The sequence below is a fragment of the Methylobacterium oryzae genome (assembly GCF_036441375.1).
Classification (GTDB): Bacteria; Pseudomonadota; Alphaproteobacteria; order Rhizobiales; family Beijerinckiaceae; genus Methylobacterium; species Methylobacterium oryzae_A.
On sequence record NZ_MLCA01000010.1, the window covers coordinates 782013 to 807054 of the forward strand.

The window sequence follows — 25042 nt, forward strand, 5'->3', positions numbered from 1 at the left end:
GTTTTCGGCACGTTCACCAGGGGCTCCCCGCAGCGGCACGTGGCCGTGCGGGTCGCGTTCCGGAGTGTCCATGTCCGATTCCCGTCGTCCCGCATCGCAGGCCCGCGCGACCCGCTCGCGCATCCAGGAAGGCCGCCCCTATCCGCTCGGCGCCACCTGGGACGGGCTGGGCGTCAATTTCGCGCTGTTCTCGGCCCACGCCACCAAGGTCGAGCTCTGCCTGTTCGACGACCAGGGCGAGCAGGAGATCGAGCGCATCGAGCTGCCCGAGTACACGGACGAGATCTGGCACGGCTACCTGCCCGACGCGCGCCCCGGCACGATCTACGGCTACCGCGTCCACGGCCCCTACGAGCCGAAGGCCGGCCACCGCTTCAACCCCAACAAGCTGCTGATCGACCCCTACGCGAAGGGGCTCGTCGGCTCGATCACCTGGAACCCGGCGCTGTTCGGCTACCAGATGGAGACGGGCGACGACCTGACCTTCGACGAGCGCGACAGCGCCCCCTACACGCGCCGCTCCCGCGTCATCGACCCGGCCTTCACCTGGGGGCGGCACCAGAAGCCGCTGGTCCCGTGGGAGAAGACGATCGTCTACGAGACCCACGTCAAGGGCATGACCAAGCTCGACCCGAGGGTGCCGGAGAAGCTGCGCGGCACCTATGCCGGCCTCGGCACCCGGGACGTGCTCGACTACATCAAGAGCCTCGGCGTCACCTCGGTGGAGCTGCTGCCGGTCCACGCCTTCGTGCAGGACGACTACCTGCAGCAGAAGGACCTGGTGAATTACTGGGGCTACAACACGATCTCGTTCTTCACGCCCGCGCGCCGCTACGCCGCGGTGCCGGACTTCGCCTTCTCCGAGTTCAAGGAGATGGTCTCGCGCTTCCACGGCGCCGGCCTCGAGGTGATCCTCGACGTGGTCTACAACCACACCGCCGAGGGCAACGAGAAGGGTCCGACCCTGTCGTTCAAGGGCGTCGACAACGCCTCCTACTACCGGCTGCTGCCGAACGATCCGCGCTACTACATCAACGACACCGGCACCGGGAACACCTTCAACCTGTCGCATCCGCGGGTGCTGCAGCTCGTCACCGACTCCCTGCGCTACTGGGCGCAGGAGATGCAGGTGGACGGGTTCCGCTTCGACCTCGCCACGATCCTGGGCCGCGAGCCCTACGGCTTCGACGAGGGCGGCGGCTTCCTCGACACCTGCCGGCAGGACCCGGTTCTCAACAACGTCAAGCTGATCGCCGAGCCGTGGGATTGCGGCCCGGGCGGCTACCAGGTCGGCGGCTTCCCGCCGGGCTGGGCCGAGTGGAACGACCGGTTCCGCGACGACGTCCGCGCCTACTGGAAGGGCGACGGCGGGCTCTTGCCGGATCTGGCGGCGCGCATCACCGGCTCGGCCGACAAGTTCAACAAGCGCGGGCGCAAGCCCTGGGCCTCGGTGAACTTCCTCACCGCCCATGACGGCTTCACGTTGCACGACACGGTCTCGTACAACGACAAGCACAACGAGGCGAACGGCGAGGGCAACCGCGACGGCCACTCGCACAACCTCTCGTACAATTACGGGGTGGAGGGCCCCACGGACGATCCGGAGATCCGGGCGGTGCGCCTGCGCCAGATGCGCAACATGCTGGCGACCCTGTTCCTGTCCCGCGGCACGCCGATGCTGCTCGCGGGCGACGAGTTCGCCCGGACCCAGAAGGGCAACAACAACGCCTATTGCCAGGACAACGAGGTCTCCTGGCTCGACTGGGGGGCGATCGGCGACGAGCAGCGGGATCTGGCCGAGTTCACCCAGCGCCTGATCATCCTGCGCAACGCCTTGCCGATCCTGAGCCGCGGGCGGTTCCTGACCGGCCAGTACGACGAGGAGTTCGGCGTCAAGGACGTGACGTGGCTGCGGCCGGACGGCAGCGAGATGGCGGGCGAGAACTGGTCGGACGGCGAGGCCCGGGCCTTCGCGGTCCAGCTCGACGGGCGCGCCCAGGCCACCGGTCTGCACCGCCGCGGCGGCGACGCGACCCTGCTGATCATGTTCAACGCCTACCACGACCTCGTGACGTTCACGCTGCCGGAATCGGTCGGCGGCGTGGCCTGGACGCGTCTCCTCGACACCAACCTGCCCGACAGCCAGGACGTGGAGAGCTTCAAGTTCGGCTCCGGCTACGACGTGACCGGGCGCTCGCTCCTGATGTTCGTGCTGAAGCCCGAGGACAGCCCGGGCGTAGAGGACAACGCCATGGAGCGCTCCTACCAGCACGTGATGCAAGCCTTCGAGCGGGCGAACGTGGAGCATGTCCGCTTCCACCTCGACGACGCCGAAGGGTAAGGAACGCGGCCGGGCGGTTTTCGCATCGCCCGGCCGTCAGCGCCTTGCGCCGGACGGCGCACCCGGCTAACAGCACGGCACCGCGCGGCCCTGGCCGCGCCCGGCGCGCCCCTTGCGCGCCAGGGTGCCCGGTTCGCGGACGGAGGGGTGGCCGAGTGGTTGAAGGCGCACGCCTGGAAAGTGTGTATACCGGAAACGGTATCGCGGGTTCGAATCCCGCTCCCTCCGCCAATTAGCATTGATTTTGTTGAATAATTTTCCGATCTAGTGCTCCTACCCCACCAGCTGCCCCACCAATGAATACGATCCGGCGTCGATCCCTCCATCCTGGACGGCGAACCTCCCATCAGATGATGCGGATTTTGGTCTGATTCGCTCATCGGTTCGGCTTGAAGAGGCGGCGGACCGTTCGAAGGATCTCTCCCGACGTGCCAGGGCCTATCGGACGGCGAGCCCCTTAGCTTAATGTGAGAGGCTTACCGGCGACGGTGCAACGGGCCGGTAGCTGGTCCGCAGCATGACACGGCGGCCGCGTCCTGGGACGGCCACGCAACCGTTTGACGCTCCGTCAACGCACTTTCGCCCGCTTTTTTGCCCAGATCGCTACCGACCGATCGAGGCTAGGTACCATGGAACTTCCAATCGCAGCTCGCTACGAGAAAACCCCTGGCGAGTCGTATCTGCACGTTCTACACGCCCTGATCCTTCGAGACATGCGAACCCGATTTGGGGCGTCGCTGTGGGGATATGCCGTAGTCGTGCTCTGGCCCTGCGTTCACGTTTTCGTGCTGATCGCAATCTATACGTTTCAGAAACTTGCCGCACCTCTGGGTGACAACAGAGCCTTGTTTTTTGCGACCGGTGCAGTTCCGGTTCTAGTTTTCCAGTACGTGTCTCGTGAAGTCATGAAGTCGGTGATCATGAACCGGCCATTGACCTACTACCCTCAGGTAAAATTATTTGACGTTGTCCTGTCTCGTATTCTTGTCGAGATCGTAACGGGCTTTCTAGCACTTTTAGTAGTTGTCTCGGTATTGGTTGCGATTGGCACAAATCCCATACCGGCGGATCCATTTACCGCTATGTGTGGATATGTAGCCGCCATCCTGCTCGGGATTGGAATCGGAACTATCAACGTGGCTATTATTGGCTTCTTCCCAGGATGGATGATTGGGTACGCGCTATTTAGTATTCTCCTCTACGTGTCTAGCGGCGTGATGTTTCTACCAAGTTATATGCCGGATAAAATTTACTATTGGATGAAGTACAATCCAGCGCTTCAATGCGCCGAATGGGTTAGATCAGCATATTATCCATACGCCGGCATCCACGTGGATGGGCTTTACGTGGTAATGTTCGCCTTAACTTCGGCTACTATAGGGTTACTCCTAATCAAGCACGTCGTTAGCAAGTTGAGCGGTTAGAGCGCTGCACCGATATGGGCAACGAACCGGCAGGGTGACCGCGGCAATCGCTTCGGCAGCCGGTGTGTTATCGCCCCAAGTGACAATATCAATGCCGTTCGAGGTCTTAAGGCTCCAGCTGTGCGCCTCAGACTCATGAACTCGCCCGGCGGCCTGCAATAGTCCGCCGGAGCGGCCAAAGAGTCTCCGACCCGCTCCAACTTGCGAAAGGGTGCCGAAGGTTCATGTCAGGAGACCGACCAGGTGCTTACGGATTTAGCGACCGAGGCTTACCCACTTGCGAAGGGCTGAACACTCAACCTCGCTGAGACCGTCCGTACGAGCACCCGCGCGGCCGAGGCGCTGATCACGAACGAGCCGGCCTGGAAGCGCAACAAGATCGGGATCTTGATTCTGGTGGCACAGCCGGTGAAGGTATGAGCAAATACGACCTCGTCACGGAGGCCGCAGAGGTCCCGATCTTCGCCGGCCATTCGGTCAAGTCAGTGAGCGGCCGCTTCGCACTCTAAATCGTCGACAGCGAGGGTTTGAGCAGTGGAGATCAGATCGCCATGGTCGCGCGACTTGGCCTCATCGAACCTTCTGAGCGAATGGCGATAGGCCGCCGCCATGGCAGCACAGCTCGATTTCCCGCCTCCGATGGAGCCGACAGAAGCGCTGAAGCACATTAGAGCTCTCGTCGAGGGCTCGTGCGAGACAACCTACGGACGCCAGCTGAGCCGATCATCCAGATGATCAAGAGCATTGTCGACAAGGCCCTGCCGCCCAAGCGCCGTCGGCGGGCGGTAAAACCATGAGCAACTATCGCGAGCCTTTGCCTGTCGGTCTGCTCATCCGCAACAGGCGTCGCGGGCTAGGGCTTTCGCAGAACGATCTCGCCCGTCAGCTCGGCATTTCGCAAGGCTCAATCAGCAAACTGGAGCGTGGCCTTGGAGGTGAGCAGCACGCTTCGCGCATCCTAGCCGTTCTCGGGATCGACCTCGGCATGAAGACTGCGGCATTGATGGCGCCGGGCTGAGGACGCAATTCGCGCATCAGCGATCCAGATATAAGACGCCTCCTAGACAGATTCGCCCGGTCTCGGCATTGATGAGGCGGCTACATGCCAGACCGTCGAGAAAATTGATACGACATACCGGACCGGTTCATGGACGAGGGGCTTGACGTGGCACACTCACGCATAACCGTCTCAATGGGGTAACACCATGCCAACGACCTCACCGCCCTAAAGCGCCAGACTGCTCCAGCACGAAGGCACGCGACACCTGGCCGCTCACACGTCCGGGCACTCGGCTGCCGCTGGGATCGCTGACCTCGCCGGCATTTCTGGACGAGAGCGCACCACGCATGCCGCCCGCGCGCCGATACGTATAGAAGAAGACGGCGCAACGAGCAGCAATAGTCGCTGGAACTTGACGCGGTGACAGACTCCATCGTGAAGTTCACACGCTCGCGCCCTCAGATTGCCGCAAATCTAATTCGTCCCCGTGCCAATTTTAACACATCTATCATCACAGAAACGTGTAGCCTACCTACAAGTTGTGAGACTGGCAGATCGATGGACAAGCAACCTGACGGCATGGAAAACCGCAACTTGACTTGGCAGACGCTGCAACCTCGTGAGGAGCGGTGGCGCACCCTAGGACAGCGCCCGGTGATTGCCTGGTTCACCGGCCTATCCGGCGCTGGTAAGTCGACCATTGCCAATGCCGTAGACCGTGCGCTGATCGAGGCCGGGCGCCACACCATGGTGCTAGACGGGGACAATCTGCGTCACGGCCTCAGCAGCGACCTGGGCTTCACCGACGCTGACCGCATCGAGAACATCCGTCGGGCGGCCGAGACTGCTCGCCTAATGGCTGACGCTGGCTTAGTGGTAATCGTCTCACTGATCTCCCCCTTCAGCCGAGAGCGCGCGATGGCGCGTTGCATCGCAGGCGACATCCCTTTTCTCGAAATCTTTGTTGATACGCCGCTTCAGGTTTGTGAAGGACGCGATCCAAAAGGGCTTTATCTTAAAGCCCGCACCGGAAAAATAGCGAACTTTACCGGCATCTCCTCCCCGTACGAAACTCCTGAAGCACCTGATCTGGTCGCTTCGACCGACGGACGAACGATTGAACAATCAGCGACATCAATCATCTCTAGGTTGATGGGTAACTCAAGTCTTAGATCAACGATTGATTTGGACTCAAACTCACGAGATCTTGATCGCGATTTGGCATCGAAAGCAGCTTAAAACAAATGGCGATCCATAGTGGAAACGTTCAGAAACATCTAAGTTTCGCCTGAGTTGCGCGCGCAAAAGCGATGTCAGGCACCATCTATGAAGTTTATGCGAAAGCACCTGGAGCTCGGACAAGACTACCGATCAGATGACGGCAGAGTTCAGGGCACAATAATTAAGGTCTGGCCTGTAGAGAACGGTTCAGAAGCATTAATCCGTCTGCATTCCACCTCCGAAGTTGTGCGCGTGTTCGTCCCTAGCGAGGAACAGCCCGAGAAGCGATGACTCTTAAGGCTGACAACGGTCAGTAAGCGTCGTCGGCTTGAAGCACTGGTGCTCCGTGGCGGCAGCCTACGCCATGCTTTACGCACACTCAGTCCGGCAGAGGCACCTCGTGCGTCAGCCACTCGAAGCGCGTCGCCTCGAACTCGACCCTCGCCTTCAATAGCGGTCGGATGGTCGGGTTGTAGAACCCGATGTCGCGGCCGGTCTTCCATCAGACCTCGATCATGCAGGTAAGTCGGCCTGCACATGCACTTTGGTCCGCACGTGCGGCGGCAGCGTGGACGAGACCGAACAGCGGCGCTCAAACCTGAGCGCCAGCGAAAGTCTGGACAGCTCGCCAAAACCGTCCGAGCCGCGATACGCCTCGCCAAAATCTGGCTTCCGCTATTGGTTTTGGTTCCCACCTTCGTTGGGAACGTTCTGTTCCTGGGAAGTGGCGAACCCCTCGACTAGCTCTTCCTCATCCAGCAACTCTGTGCCGCATGGCACGGCGTGTGCAGATAAGCGCACAGTCTGGCCACGCAGGAAGCGACAGCGATCGGAAGGCCGGAGATGCCAGCTTCGGCATTCGCCTGAAATTAAAAGAGTGGCTCTTCAACACACAGAGCCACCAGCGGCTAAACCTATACCTACAATCTCTCTGTCATCCACATATCCGAATGCTCGAGACCGGCTGGTTGAAGAACACGGCTATAGAGCATTAAAAAATTTCGATCCCATGCAGTTTGAACCCTAACTCTCGATCATCTCCAGAATCACCGTAAGCCGACGGCACAAAATGATTATCGGTTGAGACAACAACGTGGCATAAAGAGGGGAGGAGGTGACTTACTGGAACATTCAGACGCACAACACCGGAAGCACCAATGGAAACAACAAAATCGTCGTCGCTCATACCTCTTACCTTTATTGAGGCGTGTGATCGAATTGCGTGATAAACGTAACGTTGTCGAGCGTTGATTGTTATCGTAATCACTTCCGACAACAAGTTAGGATGCAACGGCAACTCGATATCAAACGATATTACACTCGCGTCACCGGTATTAAAAAAAGCCAATTCTGCAGCTTTTCCTCTCGACCAAACGCCTTGCTCTACGTCATACCAGCCTAGATATAAGATATTTATAAACGGATCAACTTTACCGTGAAAATTGAACTTGTAACCAGGCCTAGCTTCTGGAAATGCCCCTAGTGTTGCATTGGGCTGTGGCGCATGACCAGGAACTTTACGCGGGACGATGTTGGAAAAAAGAGCGATATCATCTGAATTAAGCGCTGCAATTTTCTCAGAAAGTGCTTCAAGCGTTTTCAGGCTGTCGATTTGCCGACTGCTTTTGTCTAGATTCCGAATGTCCTTTTCCTTATATATTTTCATTGGTTGACTAAGACCAAGAAAACCCATTAGGTCGGAAACAGAGACTTCGAAGGTTTCCTTGAAGCCAAAAAAATCTATATGGTCTAAGACCATCCATGCTCGGGCAGTTAACAAGCCCTCCTCAGAGAATACCTCAGATCTGTCGTAATTATCTCCAAAAAATGATTTGCAGTAGTAATTAGAGGTATCCTTCATTACAGCAGGGTCCGCCGACTCCAGGCAATCCTCAAATTTTAACGAGCGCATGGCCGTGGCGCCGCGGTCGTTGTTTCGAAAAATCTCGAAATCTGATAACGTCTGCACATAATTGTATTGTGAGACTACTCGACCAATCGGATCTCGCAAAAAGCAAATATTTGTGCCATTCAGTTCAAAGATACTTTCGGCACTGTAGTGCCCGCCCAGGACAGAGAATTGCTTTGCCTGCGAAAATTCCGCATTCCATGGAGCAATCAGTCCTGGCATAATAGCATCGCGAAGCTGTCGATAAACTGACGTACCTGACGTTTTTTTTAAATGCAAAAGTGAAATCTTACGAATGTCAACTGGCTGCTGTCGATCAATTCCAGTTGCGCTTTCATCAGGACGAACGTGATTTTGGCCAGACACGCTATAATACTCCACCAAACAGTTGCATTCTAATCCTGCTGACTAGTTCAGCAGGCCTAGACGAAAGAGAGGTGCCCAGCCCCCGCAGAAGTGGAAACTATGGCCGCTGATCGCAGCTTCTGGCAAGGCCGGCTAATTGCACGCCTGGACAAACGTCGGTCGCTATCGGGGCCGAAGCTGAGCTTCTATGCAGGCAAATTGAAGGTGCTACCATCAGCGGCTACAAGCTACACGCTCGACCATAAATGAAGGCCCGGTAGCGGCTGTGTAGGGTTGTGTCCCCTGGCGTGGTGTAGCTTCGGCGTGGCCACCACGATCACCGGCCGGGGCCGGATTGATCAGGCTGCCAGGGTCGGCAGGCTGACGAGGGGATCATCGCCGATCGGGGCGATGCTATCCAGAGTGATGTAGCGGGAGCGCTGGACGGCCCACTCGTCGTTCTGTTCCAGCAGGATCGCGCCGACGAGGCGTGTGATGGCCGCCTCGTTGGGGAAGATGCCGACCACCTCGGTCCGGCGCTTGATCTCGCCGTTGAGGCGTTCCAGCGGGTTCGTGGAGTGCAGCTTGACCTGATGCTGGGTGGGGAAGCCCATGTAGGCCAGCACGTCCGGCCTAGCCTCGTCCATCAGGGCGGCGAGCTTGGGGACCTTCGGCCGGAGCTGATCAGCCACGCGCCGCCACTGCTGGCGGGCCGCCTCGGCGTCGTCCTGGGCGAATGCGGTGGCGATGAAGGCGGAGACGACACGCCGCCCGCTGCGCCCGGCATGGGCGAGCACGTTGCGCATGAAGTGGACACAGGGGCTGTTGATAAACCCCTTCAGAGCTTTGCGAGCGATTGGATCGGCTGATTCACTGCGGAGGCGGTGGTCGGGAGGCCGGCATGCTGGGGCACAAAGAACGCGATCAGGGCGAGCTGTTCATCACCGGCTCGCTGCGGCAACTGCTTCCTGACGATCACATTCTGGTCCGGGTCGACCGAGTGCTCGACCTGTCATGGCTGCGCGGCGCTGTGGCCGATCTGTACTGCCACGGCAACGGCCGGCCCGGCATCGACCCGGAAGCTGCCCTCCGCCTGATGCTGGCCGGCTTCCTCATGGGGATCGTCCACGATCGTCGCCTACTGCGCGAGGCACAGGTCAATCTCGCCATCCGGTGGTTCGCCGGATACGGGCTCCATGAGACGCTGCCGGATCACTCGTCGCTGACCCGCATTCGGCAGCGCTGGGGCGCGGATCGGTTCCGGAGCATCTTCGAGCGCACCGTACGGGCTTGCATCGCGGCGGGGATCGCCAAGGGCGAGGTTGTGCATGTCGACGCCTCGCTGATCCGAGCCGACGTGAGTTGGGAGAGCTTGGTCGCTCGGCATGTCGAGGGGGTCGCCGAGGTCAATGGCGACGAAGCCCCGATTATCGAACGCAATACGAAGCAGACTGGCCGCTACAAGAAAGTCAGTACAACTGACCCGGACGCGACGATGGCCACCAATGGCCGCAACCGCCGTCTGGAGCCGACCTACAGCAGCGCGCGGTGGTCGATGACGTCCGGGGCATCGTGCTTGATGTGGAAATTACCACCGGCGAGCTGAACGAGGGACAGGTCATCCTGGAGCGCCTCGACACAACCGCGGTGACCACCGGGCAGGCCATCGTGACGGCGACGGCGGATGCCGGCTACGCTTATGCCAAGGTCTACGGTGGCCTGGAGCGACGCGGCATCGATGCCGTCATACCGGCCAAGGCCGAGCCGATCCGCAGCCCGGTCCCGCTGCGCCGCTTTCGCTACGATGCCCGACACGACATCGTCAAATGCCCACGCGGGCGCATCCTAAGACCGACACGGCTCGTCGCCCATGGGCGCTTCTTCTACTCGAAGGCCCGCGACTGCAAAGGATGCGACTTGGCCGCCCTGTGCCTGTCCAAGGGGCGCGTCAACAAGGCGATCGTGATCAGCGAGGATTACCCAGCGCTGCTGCGGGCGCGCCGCCGGCGCGAACGCTGGTCGGAGGAGGACAAGCGCCTTTACCAGCGACACCGCTGGCGGTCCGAGGGTTTCCACGGCGAGGCGAAGACCTGGCATGGGTTGGCCCGCGCCGTCCGGCGCGGCCTGCAGAACATGCGCATCCAGGCCTTCCTGACGGCATCCGCTGTGAACCTGAAGCGGCTCGCGGCCGCGATTTTGTGGCTTGTTCTCGGGTCGGCAGGACGGGCGCTGACGGACGCGAGGTGGATCGTGCTCGTCGTTGGGCCGCCCAGGCTGATCCGGCCAGCGCGCCTCTGAGCGAACACCGGGTCAAACTCGAAGGCGTGTTCTTCAACAGCCCCACGCTTCAGCGCTGCCAGGTCGCGTTCATGACCTTGGCCACTGACGCCTTGATGCCCTCGTGGGCGTCCGAGATCACCAGCTTGACCCCGCGCAAGCCCCGGCGCGCCAGTTTGCGGAGAAAGTCCGTCCAGAACGTCTCGGCCTCGGAGGGGCCGACATCCATGCCAAGCACCTCGCGACGGCCGTCAGTATTCACACCGACCGCCACGATCACGGCGACAGAGACGATGCGTCCGTCCTGGCGCACCTTCACGTAGGTCGCGTCGATCCAGAGCGGGCTCCCATCGCAGCCTGCTGCGATGGGGTTCCCGGTAGGGCCACTCGCCCTCGAGCGGACGGTCGAGGAACGCGCCGACCCGTTCGTCGATCTCCTGGCAGAGCCGGCTGACTTGGCTCTTCGACACGCCCGTACCACCCATGGCTTGGACGAGGTCATCAACCGAGCGGGTCGAGATGCCCTGGATGTAGGCCTCCTGGATCACAGCCGTGAGCGCCTTCTCAGCCATGCGTCGCGGCGAGAGGCAAGCCCGGAAAATAGCTGCCCTTGCGCAGCTTCGGAATGCGCAGCTCGACCGTGCCGGCCCGCGTCTGCCAATCCCGGTCACGGTAGCCGTTGCGCTGGACCAGCCGCTCTGCGCTCTTCTAGCCATGGGCCGCGCCGGTCAGGCCACCAACCTCCAGCTCCATCAGGCGTTCGGCCGCAAAGCCGATCATCTCGCGCAGGAGATCTGTGTCGGCGCTCTTCTCCATCAGCCCGCGCAGGGCCATCATCTCGTCGGTCATCGGGGGTATCTCGGGTTCGAGGTTGGTGCTCGCAACCCGACCCTACCCGGCAACCGCCGATGACCACCCCGCGAGAGAGCCCGCCTGCTACAGCGCTGTGAAGGGCGCGCAGGCGGGCTCTCCCGCTACCGGCGAGCTACACCACCTCCAGGGACACGACCCTGTGTAGCGCCGTGGTTGGCCGTACGACTGGGCCTATCCACCGCTGGCCACGCTCCGGGCCGACGCACTCGACGCCGCGCCCGATCAGAGCTTATGGACGCGCGGCCTGCTGGTGCGGCGCAGCCTATCGGATGGGGCGCTGGCGTACTACACCACCTGGTGCTCGGCCGGTACCCCGGTCGAGACGCTGGTGAGGGTAGAGAGCCGCTCATGGTACGGCTGGCACCGGCACGTCAACCTAGTGATGCTGGCCTTCGCGATACTGGCGCGGGTGCGCCGGCTGGCCAACGGGCCGCCCCCGAAAACGACGCTCATCGCCAAGCTCGCAGGTGCCGCAGTCCATCCAGGAGATCCGGCGCGTGGCGATGAGGCTGGCGCAACGGCGCATTGAACCCGCTTTCGTGCTCGCTTGGTCAGCTTGGCGACGCGCACACCAAGCTACCGCTCGACAGGCCCATCTCAGGGCGAAAATGCAACCGTAATGCTAGTGCCTGTTGTCGCGCGAACGGGCTGGCGAGGCTCGCGTTTTCCTCTCTGCAAAGCAGGAGGTATGATGCTGAGTGACGCGCAATAATCTGAGCTGGAGCCCCTGGTCGAGGCGTGCCGGCCAAAGGCCACAACGCGACCGCAGGACCTGCAACGTACGCTCTCGGCCCTTCTCTGGCGGCATCAGCCCAGCAACCCGAGTTTGACGAAGCTGCGAGAGGAACTCAGTGAAGCGATCCTTCCGGCATGTCGATCAAAGCTGACCGAAGTTGCATGGTCTCACCAAGTGTGAGACCGATGTGATCCCTTGCCTTTGGGTATGGCATAGTGCCGTTAACAACGCTATGCCTGCCTTCGATAAGGATCCACGCTGCTTACCGCATCATTGGAGCCAGCCGCCTGAAAGACCGCAGCGTGAACCCTTAAGGTAGCGCTTATGAAAATCGGTCACGCTCGATGGAAGAACCTATGCAAGGCGTCGATTATATCGGCCTCTTAGAGGCCCTGCATCGTGAAATTGCGCCCAAAGTCTACGTTGAGATCGGTGTTGAGTCCCCTACGCGGATCAACATGTCCTCAAATGTCGCGATCGGAATTGCGCCCCATCCATCATTTACGGGCATGTTAAATGAAAATGTACAAATGTTTGACGAAACAAGTGCCGATTTCTTCCTGAAAAACGATCTGCTACGGTACACATGCGGTAGACCTATTGATTTGGCCTTACTCGACGGCGTTCATCTTTTCGAAAACACCCTTCAAGACTTCATGAACGTCGAAAAATATAGTCACCCCGCAACGGTTGTATGCATTCACGATGTCCTTCCGCAAACAGCGCGCATGGCGATGCGCGAACCTCAGCCCGACGGATGGACAGGTGACGTATTTGGCATTGCAATTGCCCTTAGACAGCACCGGCCCGACTTGTTCGTTGTTGTTTTGAATGTACCCCCAACCGGCATGCTCTTGATTTCCAATTTGGATGCGCCCAATACCAAACTCCATACTGATTTTCAGGAGATTTGCGCCGAACATGCATGTATCGACTACGAAGAAATGCATTCAAGACAATCGGAAATTTTGAAGCCAATTGATTTCTCGTCCATCTTTATAGATTACCTGAAATCCGTAAAATCCTTGAATTCCGAACTTAGGAATCTAGACCGCCTAAAGAGGATCATAAAATCCGACCTTCGAGTGCAGTTTGGATATGACCGTCAAACTGCTGCGAGATAATAATGAACATTAATGTCGCCATCCGAGCATATAAATCACGATCGGCATTCCGCGCCTCCCACGACGTCCCCTACGAGTATGCCTTTCATCGCAGGGACACGACGATAGGCCTAGTTGTAAATCGTCCGGATATAGGCTCCCACCAAACTGAAATCTTGATTCAATCTGCTCGCCGAGTGGCCCAAATGTGTTGCCACGAGGAGCTTCATGAGATTGCTACCCTGATCAAATTCATCGATTATTTAACTTGGAACCATCAGCCCTGTTTGATGCTGGCAAATCGAGGAACGACGTTCGGGCTGGCCGCGCATGAGCTGTATCAGCGCATTGAGTCAAAAATGAGCTGTGCTTTTAAATATATTGATGACTTTGAGCCGGAAGACGCGAGATCCATAAGGTCGGTTGTTGCATTCGCTGATGCGGACAGCTTCCGTGATTGCTTTAGTGATGTTGACATACCTAAGTGCGGCATACTAATTCACGAAAGCTCATCGAATTTATTCAACTACCTGAAGGCCAGCACCAATTATCCAGTTACAAAATTGGCGATCTCGGAGTTCCAACAGAGTGAGACTTTATCCTGCGTTTCGTGGGGGGTCGAGGAGTAATGGACAAAAATCTGGCTTACAGGATAGTTCAGAAACCTGAGTTTATTTCACGAAGCATCAATGACACTGTACAGTGGTTAAATTTTTTCCCCACACGCACACTGAATATGGCCGATCCTTCTGTAATCGCAGGCGCCATCGCGTTTGATCGTGTTGCGAATTTTTACTGTAACAAAATTTTGGCAATACCCGAGGCGGGCTGCATGACCGTTGAGGATTGTTCGATCATTGGCTACGGATTGGTAGAAAAAGGCGGCAATATACTTTCAGATCGCAATCTTACGATGCCAAAAGAAGAAATTGGAAGCTTCGACTATTTCAAAGACGCTCGGGTCGACAACAACGATTTTAGGCTAGGTCGGGATTATGTGAGAGGCAACGACCTTGATAGTGCCGTGCTTTTAATCAGACGCGGCGATGTTGTTCACGGGCATTGGCTGCTTGAGATATTGCCAAAAGTGCCTTTAGCGCAACGCGTTGCTGATGACAGCAGTGTTTATGTCGTTTCCGCGGCTACCCCTGCCTACCAGATCGAGATGCTTTGCCAGCTCGGCATATCAGCCGATAAAATTGTCAAGATTGACAAGCATGAGATCATAAAGTGCAAGAGGTTGATCATTCCAAGTGTCGCGCACGCCAATCAATATTGGCTCAACCCCTTCGCCAACATTGTATATGATCAGCTGATAAATTCTATAGAAAGAAGCGACTCTGTCTCCAACGCAGCGGCCATTTCTAACAAAATATTCGTGACCCGATCTTCCCGGGCCCGCGACCCGCGGCCGGTCGTAGATAATGATCTTGTGGAAGATGTAGCTCGCGAGATGGGTTACACCCTCGTTGATCCCGGCGCGGTCGGTTGGAAAAGGCAAATCGAGATCTTTAGCTCCGCGACCCATATAGTGGGTTATGGGGGCTCAGGACTTCATAATACAGTCTTTACTGGATCTAATGCAACAGTGCTTACGATTCAATCGAACCAGACTTTTAATTATCTACAAACATCGATAGCAACAATACGCGGACACCAGATCAGCTATCTGTTTGGAGAGGCGTTAGATGGGTTCAATTCGAGGTCTTGGGAAACGGCGTTTAAGGTTGACGAACGGCTCCTCCGCGTGGTTTTGGAGCGTCTGTTGTAAGCCGTTGGGATTGGGGCATAGCGTTGCGGAACCTACGAATCCTGCGCCCATCGTACCAATCCATACCGGTCAAGTTCGCAACCAGCTAATGCTTTAGAGAACGACGGCCACAACTCACAGATTGGACAGAGCTATAAGTCCTTTGTCCGTACGCCTCCGAGCAAATGTGGCAAAGTGCCCAAAAGGGACGTTCACTTCTAACTAGTGCAACCCAAAAAACGAGAGATTGCAATGCGTAGCTCCCCCTGGGAAGGCATGGAATATGGTCAATTTATGTCCCATCTTGTCACGGCACGTGAAGCACAGGTCTATTTGGAAGTAGGAGTTCAGCAGGGGCTGGCATTATCACGCATTGCCGTGAAGACTGCATATGGGGTGGACCCGGGCTTTATGTTAAGTGTTGATCCAACGACTAACAAGCAGGCGCTTCATCTATATCGAATGACAAGTGATGCATTCTTCCGCGATCACTCACATGCACTGAAAGCGGCCGGCGGTATCGATTTCGCTTTTCTGGACGGAATGCATCTGTTCGAATATCTGCTGCGTGACGTTTACAATACGGAACGTAACTGCAGGAAATCCTCTGTGATTGCTTTACATGACTGCTTGCCTTTTAACAGCGAAATGATTGAGCGCGTAAACAATTATGCCGCTCGAACCCCGGGGCCTCACGCCGCGGCTTGGACTGGCGATGTCTGGAAGGTGGTTAAGATCCTAGAGAAGTATCGTCCTGACCTCCAGATCACCGCTGTCGACTGCGCTCCAACTGGTCTTATCTGTATCTCTAATCTCGATCCTTCGTCGACTATACTTGAAGACCGATATAACGAGATCATTAACGAGTGGAGGGACGTTCCGAACAATGCCGATGCAATGGAAGATTTTTACAGCAATCGAGTGATTTATTCCGCAGAAGCGATTATTTCCAACTTCAACCAGAGCTCGTACTTTCGTATATAAAAGGCCCGAAAAGACCTAGTTGATAGCGCTAGCTTTAGTATCACTCCGGGCCACAGCGCGCTTGTGCTGATTCGCGGGCGGCCAGTACTCTGGGTAATACAGCCCCGTCCGGTGGTCGCCGGCGGGGCTGGAAGTTATTTCTGAAGAGAAGCGTAGAACGCGCCGGACCAGCCTTGCATGCCCCAAGTCACCTGGAACAGCGCTCAGGGTGTTATACCGCAGCTCCGTAAAGCATCCTTCTAATCAGTCGAATGTTGCCGAGCGCACCGCCAGTCACGTAATGCGCAACGTTGATGCGAGACGCCAGATCTACGGCCGCCATTAGCAGCGGCACCATATCTCTCATTGCGTTCGTGCCGCTCACCTGTGACTGCTCGAGGATGCCGGCGAACGGGGTCTTATGCGGCGCAGCTAAGAACGTGGCTCGGTCGAGATCAGCGGCCATGTCATTCCAACAATCTTAGAGACGTTGATGCATCAGCAACGGAGGAAGGGCAGGCACAATGAACACGATTTCATCGCCCTTTGAACGATTGCGATCCGAGAAACGCGCCTGGTCTCTTGTCGAAATATCTATCGGCAAATAGACTGCGTCCACGAGCTAGCGGGCCTTATCAAACTCTCTGCCCACTGCGCCAGATCACGAGATGGGATCACACCGACAATGATCGACGATAAAGTATTGGATGCTAACCGCCGCGCACTTGATAATGTCCAGGGCTGGGTAGGCGATCAAATACACCATATAGTTGATTTTGCAGGAAAGCTTCATAAAGAGTATTCGATCTCTGGAGCCATCGCGGAGGTTGGGATACATCACGGGGCGCTGTTTTTTATCTTGATTTCAATCGCGACCGGCAACGAGAAATGCCTTGCGATGGATATTTTCGATGATCAACATCTTAATGTCGATAAAAGTGGCAAGGGATCACTCGCCACATTCGAAGGTCATTTGGCTAACGTTTTCCCTGAAAAGAGGAATAGCGTTGATATTTGGAAGGTCGACAGCATGTCGCTGTCGCCGACCGATCTCAGAGAGCGTTTGAGTGGCCAAAGAGTGCGGCTCTTCTCTGTCGATGGTGGCCACACTGTCGCACACGTTATCAATGACTTGAATATTGCTCAGGACAATCTTACGCCGTTTGGTATTGTCGCCTTAGACGATTTCTTCGGCTATCACTGGCCTTCGGTCACTGAAGGTTATTTCAGATATATGGAATTTCATAATCGGCGGCTGGCGCCGTTCCTTATATTTCAAAATAAACTGTTTTTGACCACATTCTCCGAACATGAAATTGTGCTTAAGAAATATCGCGAATATATTGATATCTTATTCGGAGAGGAGCTGCACCACAAGTGGAAGTATTCCATGCTTTCTGGCTTTAAGGTGATCGCTAAAGACAAATGAATGATGTCGGGCGCCCCGATCGGAGCTTTGCCATGAGATCCCTGGCTAAATTTTCGAGTAGCTGCCGTCGCAGTGTTTGATGGATGCTGTTCGGCAACGGGTGATAGTCGTTACTGTCTGGGATACCCACATCATTCCGCTCAATCGGGTTTTTCCATGCAAGCCGGATCTGGCATCTATCTGCCCAGGTGCTTTATCCGGCGTGCAATTTAGATCTCCCACCGCGTTAGAGCCCATGTTTCAGCAATGTCCTGGCTCGCAGCAGCTGTTATGATTGGCCGTCGAGGGCCAATTAATGGCTCTGATAGCCCTCTTTGACCCGACCGGCTGGCTTTGGACCGGGCTGATTGAGAGGATCAGCCAGGACTGAAGGAGTCGGACATGCGGCGAGGTCAGAAGACGAGTGCGGAGCAGGTCGTGCTGAAGCTGCGCCAGATCGAGGTGCAGACGGCACAAGGCAAAAGCTTAGCGCTGGCGTGCAAGGAGGCGGAGATCTCCGAGCAGAGTGACTCACGCTGGCGCAAGGAGTACGGCGACCTCCAAGTCGACCAAGCCCGGAAGATGAAGGACCTGGAGCGCGAGAACGCGCGGTTGCGCCGGCTCGTGGCGGACCTGTCCCTGGAAAAGCAGGTGTTGGCGGACGTCGCCTCGGGAAACTTGTAGCCCCCGAGCGACGCCGACAGGCGGTGGACGGGATCCGGGAGAAGTACGGCCTCTCGGAACGTCACGCCTGCCGGATCGTCGGACAGCACCGGGGCACGCAGCGCTACATGCCGACGGTACCGGCCGACGAGGATGCGCTGACCCGTGCCATCATCGCCCTGGCGTCCGAGTACGGACGCTATGGCTATCGCCGCGTCACCGCGCTGCTGCAGGCAGACGGTTGGCGGGTGGGCAAGGACCGGGTTCAGCGCATCTGGCGTCGCGAGGGGCTCAAGGTCCCGCAGAAGCACCGACCGCGCAGCCGGCTTTGGCTGAACGACGGCTCGTGCGTGCGGCTGCGTCCGCTCCACCGCAACCATGTCTGGAGCTTCGACTTTGTGCAGGCTCAGACCCACGACGGCCGGAGCTTGCGCATCCTGACGCTGATCGACGAGCACAGCCGGGCTTGCCTCGCGCTGAAGGTGGCGCGGCGTATCAACAGCGTCGGCGTGATCGAGGCGCTGGCCGACGCCATGTGCCTGCACGGCATCCCGGAGAACATCCGCTGCGACAACGGCCCTGAGATGATCTCGAAGGCACTGCGCAAGTGGGTCGCCAAAGCTGGCTCGCAGATCCAGTACATCGCACCCGGCTCGCCGTGGGAGAACGGGTACTGTGAGAGCTTCAACGGCAAGCTGCGCGACGAGTGCCTACGCCAAGAGATCTTCTACTCGCTGAAGGAGGCGGAGATCGTGATTGACCTATGGCAATCCACCTACAACCGCGTCCGACCGCATTCGTCGCTTGGCTATCGGCCACCCGCGCCGGTCAGCTTCCCAGATCTGGCCTTCCGGCTACCCATGGCCGCTACCATGCAGTAGCCTTCCACTCGGCTCGGTCCAAAATAACGGTCAGGTCAGATGTTCCGGGCTCTGCGCAGTCAACTGCCCAATCTGCTCACGGGGCGGGGGAGCGTCCGATCTCACCAGCATGTGAGCCGAGCCGATACGCAACTCGGGTCAGGGGCAGGATGGCCGTCGGCGGTTACCGCGCCGTGCCGACACCGGCGGGCGAGCCGTCCCGGGCCGGGACCGATCAGTTGGGGCTTGCGGCGCAGCGCGTGATGATGGATCGAGCGCTGGTCGCCTGATCTCGGATCTCCAATGAAGCTGCGCCTGCCTAACCTCTTCGATAAGCGCTCGCCGCTCGTCCAAGCACCGCTGCCCGGCTTCGATCCAATCTACTACCTCTACTGGTATCCCGACGTGCGCGCGGCTGGTCTGGACCCGTTGCGCCATTATCTCCTCGCTGGCTGGAGGGAGGGCCGGGATCCGAGCGCGGGTTTCAGCACAGGAGGCTATCTCGCCGCGAACCCAGACGTCGCGGCGAGGGACTACAACCCGCTGCTGCACTTCCTGAATGCCGGCTTCTCGGAAGGTCGTGGCGGCTACCTCAAGGATCCTGCGACGCCGGCTCCGCGGCCCAATTCTACCACCGAGCCGGTGAAGCTCCTCTCGGGGCCTGAAGCGCCAGGCTCAGACCCCGTCTTGCAGGGCTACGTCGACGAGATTACGCACACTTACGTCCGCGGCTGGGCGCTGCCGCTTCGCTCGTCAGAAACACCGGCGGAGATCCACATCTTCGTTGATGAGATTATTGTTGGTCGCATAAAAGCAGATCAGCTCAGGGACGATCTTTTAGAGGAAAATATCGGCAACGGAAGATATGGATTCAAATTTCAATTTGATCCAATTCCCGCTCAGTCGCAGCCCAACACCGTCATCGTCCGGCGAGCGGGTGATGGGTATGAACTTGGACGTGCTGTGATCTGAGCAAAAGTGGATCAAACTTGAAAAAGCCCGCGCCGGTGGACCAGGCGTGCCTTCCCAGATCCGAGCTTCGGGAAGCGCGAGGCCGAATCCGCGCGTATCGTACCGCGGCGACGGGCACGAAAAAGCCCCGCGCGGCAGTGCCGGCGGGGCTGGAGGTGATTGCATCAGGGATGCTGGGTAGACCCGCAAGCAGGCCGGCAGTTCCGGTTAGCCGGGCGGCGGCCGCTGCCGGTCCGCGACCCAGCCGCCGACGAACAGGCCGATCGCAAGGCCGAGGCCGACCCACATCATGGTCTCGCCGGCATGGGTCCAGAGCATCAGTGCCGGTGCTGGCGCTCGGCGTTGAGGCGGTGTTCCAGGCGCTGATCTTCGGCGATCTCCTGAAGTAGCTCGGTCTGCCTCTTTGTCTCCTCCTTGATGACCCGCACGCACTCACGGATGTGGGTGTTGTCCTCAGTGCGGCGGCGATCCATGTCCCGCTGCTCGCGCATGATGTCCAGAACCTCGCGCGGGCCTTGGGCAAACGGGACCGCCGGCACGTCGGCGATCGTGCCAGCAGCGGGGGCCGGCAGGCTCTCCTTGTCATTGCGACCGCGCGTCACCATCCAGCCGATCAGCCACATGGTGCAGCCACCGACGAAGACCTGGAAGAACTGCTGGGTCGCGACGATGTTGGCCAGGAACGTCAGGAACGCATCCATCAACCAACCATCCTCTCAAGCTGGTCCAGGGCCTTGCCGATTCGGCTCTTGCGAGCCACCCCATCAAGCGCGGCGATGTAGACGGAGAGCGCCTCGAAGCCGGCCAGTGTGCCGAACACAGGGATGACGAAGCTCGGCGCCTCCGGTCCCTTGAACGCCTCGAAGATCAAGGCGCCTGTCAGCTGCCCCATGATGAAGCAGCCTCCGGCCGCACAGGCGGCACGGATGTAGGCTCCCTTCGGGCCGACCACGATGTTGTTGAAGTGCCCGTTCAGGTAGAGCGCCATAGCGCGCAGGACACCGACTGCGCCGAAGAACAGGGCCATGTTCTCTTCGGTGAAGCCCATGTCGGCGATCGGCTTCAGCGCCGACCGCTCCATCGTGTCGCCAGGCATCACGAGGGTAACGGCGATGAGGATCATCATCGTCGCCATGCACCACTCGAACAGTCGATAGGTGCTGTACGGCCCGGCTGGATGCGCCGCCATCAGCGGGTTCCTGTGTGGCATCAGGGCCGCTCTCCGCACGCCGAGCGCCAAGCGGCATTGAGCGCCCGCAGCCGACGCCGGGTCCGTGGGTCGTCCGTGCGCGCGTACTGCACGGGCGATGTCATCACCTGGCAGAGCCGGGCGGCCGGGACCGCGGGTTGGGCGAGATCGCAGTGCAGGATCGCGAGCCCCAGGGCGAAGCCGATGCAGGTCACGAGGTCGCCTCCGGGAGGATGTCACGGTCGTCATCCGGGCCGTCCGCTGCGGCGTCGGCGGCCGCGCGCGCCCGGGCCTCCTGCGCCTCGGCGACCAGCGTGGAGGCGTTCGCCTGCTGCGCCGCGCCGAGGTCGCGCTGATCCTGATCGTGTCGCAGGCTGTCGACCTCCTTCACGATGGCGTCCGAGAACGTCCGCGCGAGGAGGCCGAGCAGCGTGCTCAGCAGGGCTGAAAGGCTGAACATCAGCCGAGCGACCTGACCGGGTCAGCGGTGGTCGGGCCCACCGCCGTCGGCGTGGCGTGCGCGAGCGAGGCGTCCGGATCCTGCGGCAGCAGCGCGATGATGTGGTCGCGGATCGCGGAGGTGCCGCCGACCCACTTGATGAACCACTCCGGCGCGTGCTGCACGGCGTAGTTCAGGGCGTTGGCGAGGACGGTGCTGCGCACGTCGACGTCCAGCTTCATGTTCGCCGCGGCGCCCTGCACCGTGTTGAACCCGAAGGCGATGGCGCGCTCGACGAGCTGCTGGGTCAGGACCCCCTTGATCACCGTGCCGAGCGCCGCCGGCAGCTTCCGGCAGCCGAAGGCGATCAGGCCCATGACGAGCGAGTCCATGATCTCCTGGATGCCGGCGGCATAGGAGGCCAGCCACGTGCCGAGCGGCACCGTGACGACGGCGGTGTCCGTGGCCGGCTGGGCGACGGTGGTGGCCGTCTGGGCATGGGCGGCCAGCGGCATCAGCACCGGCGCGGCGGCGATGGCGAGCGCGCAGGCGAGCGCGCCGCTGCGAAGGAAGCGGTTCATGTCGGGTCTCGATTATCGTGGGTTGCTCGGCGGGCCCGGCCGGCTCGGGTCGAACTACCGCGGAATCCGCGGAACTTGGGTCAGGCCTCGCTGACGCCGGCCTTCGCACCTGCCACCCTGGTCGGCAGCTTCGCGCCGGTCGGGATCGGCACGTCGGCCGGCCACCGGAATGAGGTGATCTCGGACCGCTTGAACGTCGCCACGTTCACCGCGTCGGCCTGGTTGCCGCCGAGCCGGTAGACGTGCGTCTTGTCGGCCCCGACGATAAAAAAGACGTGCCCCTGCCAGGAGCTGTTGCCGCGCTTCTTGGTAGCGATGCAGCCGAGCACGGGTCCCTTCAGACCGATGCCCCAGCCCTCGTAGGACCGGGCGGCGAGGCTGCCGGACGGCTTGTGACCGGAGCGCTCGAGCATGGCCCCGACGAACGCCGCGCACCAGGAGGTCGCGTCGTCCTTGATGCCCGGGAAGCCCGCATCCCTGAAGTAGGCCACCACCTTCGGGTTGTTCGCCTTGCCGACGCCCTCGTGGGTGCCCTGCTCGTGGCTTGCCAGCGCCAGCCAGCCGGGCATGTCGACGTGGCCTTCTGCTGGGTCAAGTCGACCGAGCCGAGCGCCTTCTGGGTCAGCGGTCCGGCGATGCCGTCCGCGTGCAGCCCGGCCACCTTCTGGAACGCGGCCAGTGCCGCGATCGTCTTCGGGCCCGCATCGCCGGCCGCCCCCGCCTTGCCGAGGTCGTACCCGCGCGCGATCAGAGCCCGCTGGATTTCCTCCACGGTCATGTCGTCCTCACGATGTCAGGGAGTGCGAAAAGTCAGCGCCCGCGGGCCGGCACGAGCATTGGAATGTCAGCTCTGCCCGCGTTCACGGCCGGACGGCGAGGATAGTTGCTAGGACAGAGTACGAGGATTAAGAGCGCCTAACAGAACGGGCACGGGTAGGTGGGTCAGGCGTTGTCCGACATGGCTCGCCCACTTCTACCTGACGATCTCTGGGACGTGATCGCCCCGCTCCTGCCGCCGCCCCGGCCACGCCCGAAGGGCGGGCGCCGTCCGATCGAGAACCGAGCGGCGCTGACCGGGATCCTGTTCGTGCTGCGCTCCGGCCTGCCCTGGGAGATGCTGCCGGCCGAGATGGGCTGCGGCTGCGGGATGAGCTGCTGGCGCCGGCTTCGCGACTGGCAGGAGGCGGGGGTGTGGGGGCGCCTGCATCAGGTCCTGCTGGAGCGCCTGCACGCGGCGGGTGAGATCGACTGGAGTCGGGCGAGCCTGGACAGCGCGTCTGTTCCGGCGAAAAAAGGGGCTCTGCCACCGGCCCGAACCCGACGGACCGGGGCAAGCCGGGCACGAAGCGCCACCTCATCACCGACGCGCGTGGCACGCCGCTCAGCTTCTGCCTGAGCGGGGCCAATCGGCACGACAGCCCGATGCTGGCCCCGACGCTCGACGCCATCCCGCCTCTGAGCAGCGGACGGCGCGGGCGACCGCGCCGGCGGCCCAGCAAGCTGCACGCCGACAAGGCCTACGATGCCAGGGTGAGGCGGCAGGAATGCCGGGCCCGCGGGATCGTGCCGCGCATCGCCCGCAAAGGCATCGAGAGCAGCGAGAAACTCGGGCGTCACCGCTGGGTCGTCGAGCGCACCCACGCGTGGTTCAATCGCTTCCGCCGGTTGCCGGTGCGCTACGAGCGACGCGCCGACATCTACGAAGCCTTCACAAGCCTCGCTGCCAGCCTCATCACCCTCAACCAGATCAGACGGTTCTGTTAGGCGCTCTAATACTACAGTTGCGTATCAAGGCGTGATGTGGTCCGCTGGCCGTCTGCGAGAGCGGAGGCTTGGCGATGTCGGTGGCGTCTTGGTCTGGTTCGCTGTTGGCCTGGGAGCGGGAGCTCGCATCGTTGAAGGATCGCGTTGGGCTGTGCGTGCGGCGGCGCGAGTTGCGAACGTCGATCGGGCACTATCTCGACGGGCTCCTATCCGGCGTCGAACGCAAGACAGGCTGGCTACTGGCCGAGCGCGCGGGTGACGCGCGGCCGCATCGGTTACAGGCCGTCCTGGGACGGGGGCGATGGGACCGGTGCTGGTGGTCGACGAGACCGGCTTTCTGAAGAAGGGCGCGCACTCCGTCGGCGTGGCGCGGCAGTACTCCGGAACGGCCGGGCGCATCGACAACTGTCAGGTCGGTGTGTTCGTGGCCTATGCCAGCCGCTACGGCCAGGCGCTGATCGACAGGCGGCTGTTCCTGCCCGAGGCCTGGGCCGCCGATCAGGCTCGACGCGCCAAGGCCGGCGTCCCCGATACGGTCGAGTTTGCCACCAAGCCGACGATCGCGCGCACGTTGATCGCCGCAGCGCTTGATGCCGGGCTGCCCTGCGCCTTCGTGCTGGCCGACGCGCTGTATGGGTCGGATAAGCGGCTGCGGATGATGCTGGAGACGCGCGCGCAGCCCTACGTGCTCGCGGTGCGTAGCAACGAGCGCCTGATGACGATAGCGGATGGCTTCTCGACCCGCGACGCGTCCGACATCGCCGACGCACTGCCCGCCTCTGCTTGGCATCGGTATGCAGCCGGAGAGGGGTCGAAGGGGCCGCGGCTCTACGACTGGGCGCGGGTGCGTCTCCTGCGCCTACAGACGCCGCCCTGGGACCACTGGCTGTTGATCCGACGCAGCCTGCGTGAGCCGTCTGAACGCGCCTACTACGTCGTGTTCGCACCTATGGAGACCACGCTGGCCGAACTGGCCGGTGTGGCTGGTCTACGCTGGACGATCGAGACCTGCTTTGGCACCGCCAAGGGTGAACTCGGCCTCGATCATTGCGAGGCCCGCTCCTGGGACGGGTGGCACCGTCACATGACGCTGTGCATGGCCGCGCTCGCCTTCCTCGCGCGGCTGCGCGCCGAGTTGGTGCGCCTTGCAACTGGTAAACCGAACGAAACGAGTCCGGACGCCGTCGTCGAGGCCGCCTGAAGCGACGTGCGCCCCGACAATTG

At 60.0% G+C, this 25042-nt stretch carries 18 protein-coding genes, 1 tRNA gene and 6 pseudogenes; 16 read left to right on the forward strand and 9 right to left on the reverse strand.

Annotated features, from left to right (window positions below):
* Positions 1–70: 70 nt before the first annotated feature.
* From glgX to cysC, 5 genes are all read left to right on the forward strand, one after another.
* The gene (gene glgX, locus MOTC310_RS22115) at positions 71–2341 is read left to right on the forward strand and encodes a glycogen debranching protein GlgX (protein WP_331291279.1); all 2271 of its coding nucleotides are present in this window, start codon (positions 71–73) and stop codon (positions 2339–2341) included.
* Positions 2342–2482: 141 nt separating this feature from the next.
* Positions 2483–2572, forward strand: a tRNA-Ser gene (locus MOTC310_RS22120).
* A 398-nt stretch (positions 2573–2970) separates the two neighbouring features.
* The gene (locus MOTC310_RS22125; protein ID WP_331303302.1) at positions 2971–3765 is read left to right on the forward strand and encodes an ABC transporter permease; all 795 of its coding nucleotides are present in this window, start codon (positions 2971–2973) and stop codon (positions 3763–3765) included.
* A gap of 793 nt (positions 3766–4558) precedes the next feature.
* Positions 4559–4783 (forward strand): helix-turn-helix domain-containing protein, encoded by a 225-nt coding sequence (locus MOTC310_RS22130; protein WP_331303303.1) that lies wholly within the window; start codon positions 4559–4561, stop codon positions 4781–4783.
* 540 nt (positions 4784–5323) lie between these two features.
* Complete coding sequence (gene cysC / locus MOTC310_RS22135) at positions 5324–6004, forward strand: adenylyl-sulfate kinase (RefSeq protein ID WP_331303304.1); 681 nt, start codon at positions 5324–5326, stop codon at positions 6002–6004.
* Between the two features lie 973 nt (positions 6005–6977).
* On the opposite strand, the gene MOTC310_RS22140 is transcribed toward cysC, so the two are convergent.
* Together MOTC310_RS22140 and MOTC310_RS22145 are read right to left on the reverse strand one after the other, a co-directional pair.
* Positions 6978–8261, reverse strand: a complete 1284-nt coding sequence (locus MOTC310_RS22140; protein ID WP_331303305.1) for a hypothetical protein — start codon at positions 8259–8261, stop codon at positions 6978–6980.
* Between the two features lie 338 nt (positions 8262–8599).
* Positions 8600–9055, reverse strand: a pseudogene (locus MOTC310_RS22145) (transposase); the annotation flags it as partial.
* Positions 9056–9141: 86 nt separating this feature from the next.
* Between MOTC310_RS22145 and MOTC310_RS22150 the strand changes: the two are divergent.
* Positions 9142–10538: pseudogene (locus MOTC310_RS22150) on the forward strand (transposase).
* A gap of 52 nt (positions 10539–10590) precedes the next feature.
* Here the strand turns inward: MOTC310_RS22150 and MOTC310_RS22155 are convergent.
* Positions 10591–11366, reverse strand: a pseudogene (locus MOTC310_RS22155) (IS256 family transposase); the annotation flags it as partial.
* A 184-nt stretch (positions 11367–11550) separates the two neighbouring features.
* On the opposite strand from MOTC310_RS22155, the pseudogene MOTC310_RS22160 reads away from it, so the two are divergent.
* The 8 genes and pseudogenes from MOTC310_RS22160 to MOTC310_RS22200 form a co-directional block, all read left to right on the forward strand.
* A pseudogene (locus tag MOTC310_RS22160) lies at positions 11551–11919 on the forward strand (IS701 family transposase); the annotation flags it as partial.
* 551 nt (positions 11920–12470) lie between these two features.
* On the forward strand, positions 12471–13250 hold the full coding sequence (locus MOTC310_RS22170; RefSeq protein ID WP_331303306.1) for a class I SAM-dependent methyltransferase: 780 nt from the start codon (positions 12471–12473) through the stop codon (positions 13248–13250).
* A gap of 2 nt (positions 13251–13252) precedes the next feature.
* Positions 13253–13858 carry a hypothetical protein gene (locus MOTC310_RS22175; RefSeq protein WP_331303307.1) on the forward strand — a complete coding sequence of 202 codons (606 nt, stop codon included), beginning with the start codon at positions 13253–13255 and terminating at the stop codon, positions 13856–13858.
* Entirely contained in the window at positions 13858–15000 is a 1143-nt protein-coding gene (locus MOTC310_RS22180) for a glycosyltransferase family 61 protein (protein ID WP_331303308.1), read from the forward strand. Before MOTC310_RS22175 ends, MOTC310_RS22180 begins: the two co-directional genes overlap by 1 nt.
* A 231-nt stretch (positions 15001–15231) precedes the next feature.
* The gene (locus MOTC310_RS22185; protein WP_331303309.1) at positions 15232–15963 is read left to right on the forward strand and encodes a class I SAM-dependent methyltransferase; all 732 of its coding nucleotides are present in this window, start codon (positions 15232–15234) and stop codon (positions 15961–15963) included.
* A gap of 664 nt (positions 15964–16627) precedes the next feature.
* Complete coding sequence (locus MOTC310_RS22190) at positions 16628–17371, forward strand: class I SAM-dependent methyltransferase (RefSeq protein WP_331303310.1); 744 nt, start codon at positions 16628–16630, stop codon at positions 17369–17371.
* Positions 17372–17752: 381 nt separating this feature from the next.
* A protein-coding gene (locus MOTC310_RS22195) for an IS3 family transposase (protein ID WP_331303311.1) occupies positions 17753–18894 on the forward strand; the annotation gives its coding sequence in 2 pieces (ribosomal slippage) (positions 17753–18020 and positions 18020–18894; 1143 coding nt in all).
* A gap of 282 nt (positions 18895–19176) precedes the next feature.
* Positions 19177–19845 (forward strand): hypothetical protein, encoded by a 669-nt coding sequence (locus tag MOTC310_RS22200; RefSeq protein WP_331303312.1) that lies wholly within the window; start codon positions 19177–19179, stop codon positions 19843–19845.
* 317 nt (positions 19846–20162) lie between these two features.
* Here the strand turns inward: MOTC310_RS22200 and MOTC310_RS22205 are convergent, their stop codons facing one another.
* The 6 genes and pseudogenes from MOTC310_RS22205 to MOTC310_RS22230 all read right to left on the reverse strand — a co-directional run.
* Positions 20163–20546, reverse strand: a complete 384-nt coding sequence (locus MOTC310_RS22205; RefSeq protein ID WP_331303313.1) for a hypothetical protein — start codon at positions 20544–20546, stop codon at positions 20163–20165.
* Positions 20546–21034 (reverse strand): hypothetical protein, encoded by a 489-nt coding sequence (locus MOTC310_RS22210; RefSeq protein ID WP_331303314.1) that lies wholly within the window; start codon positions 21032–21034, stop codon positions 20546–20548. The genes MOTC310_RS22205 and MOTC310_RS22210 overlap by 1 nt, the downstream gene beginning before the upstream one ends.
* Before the next feature lie 211 nt (positions 21035–21245).
* Complete coding sequence (locus tag MOTC310_RS22215) at positions 21246–21494, reverse strand: peptidoglycan-binding protein (protein WP_331303315.1); 249 nt, start codon at positions 21492–21494, stop codon at positions 21246–21248.
* Positions 21494–22054 carry a hypothetical protein gene (locus tag MOTC310_RS22220; protein ID WP_331303316.1) on the reverse strand — a complete coding sequence of 187 codons (561 nt, stop codon included), beginning with the start codon at positions 22052–22054 and terminating at the stop codon, positions 21494–21496. The genes MOTC310_RS22215 and MOTC310_RS22220 overlap by 1 nt, the downstream gene beginning before the upstream one ends.
* An 80-nt stretch (positions 22055–22134) precedes the next feature.
* The gene (locus MOTC310_RS22225) at positions 22135–22623 is read right to left on the reverse strand and encodes a TIGR02594 family protein (RefSeq protein WP_331303317.1); all 489 of its coding nucleotides are present in this window, start codon (positions 22621–22623) and stop codon (positions 22135–22137) included.
* A 98-nt stretch (positions 22624–22721) separates the two neighbouring features.
* Positions 22722–22832, reverse strand: a pseudogene (locus MOTC310_RS22230) (NlpC/P60 family protein); the annotation flags it as partial.
* Between the two features lie 180 nt (positions 22833–23012).
* Here MOTC310_RS22230 and MOTC310_RS22235 point away from each other — a divergent pair.
* Both MOTC310_RS22235 and MOTC310_RS22240 read left to right on the forward strand, forming a co-directional pair.
* Positions 23013–23818 (forward strand): IS5 family transposase gene (locus MOTC310_RS22235; protein WP_091784875.1). Its coding sequence is split into 2 segments (ribosomal slippage): positions 23013–23343 and positions 23343–23818, totalling 807 coding nucleotides; the frame shifts between segments, so codons are not numbered across the junction.
* 74 nt (positions 23819–23892) lie between these two features.
* Positions 23893–25019: pseudogene (locus tag MOTC310_RS22240) on the forward strand (IS701 family transposase).
* The last annotated feature ends 23 nt before the right edge of the window (positions 25020–25042 follow it).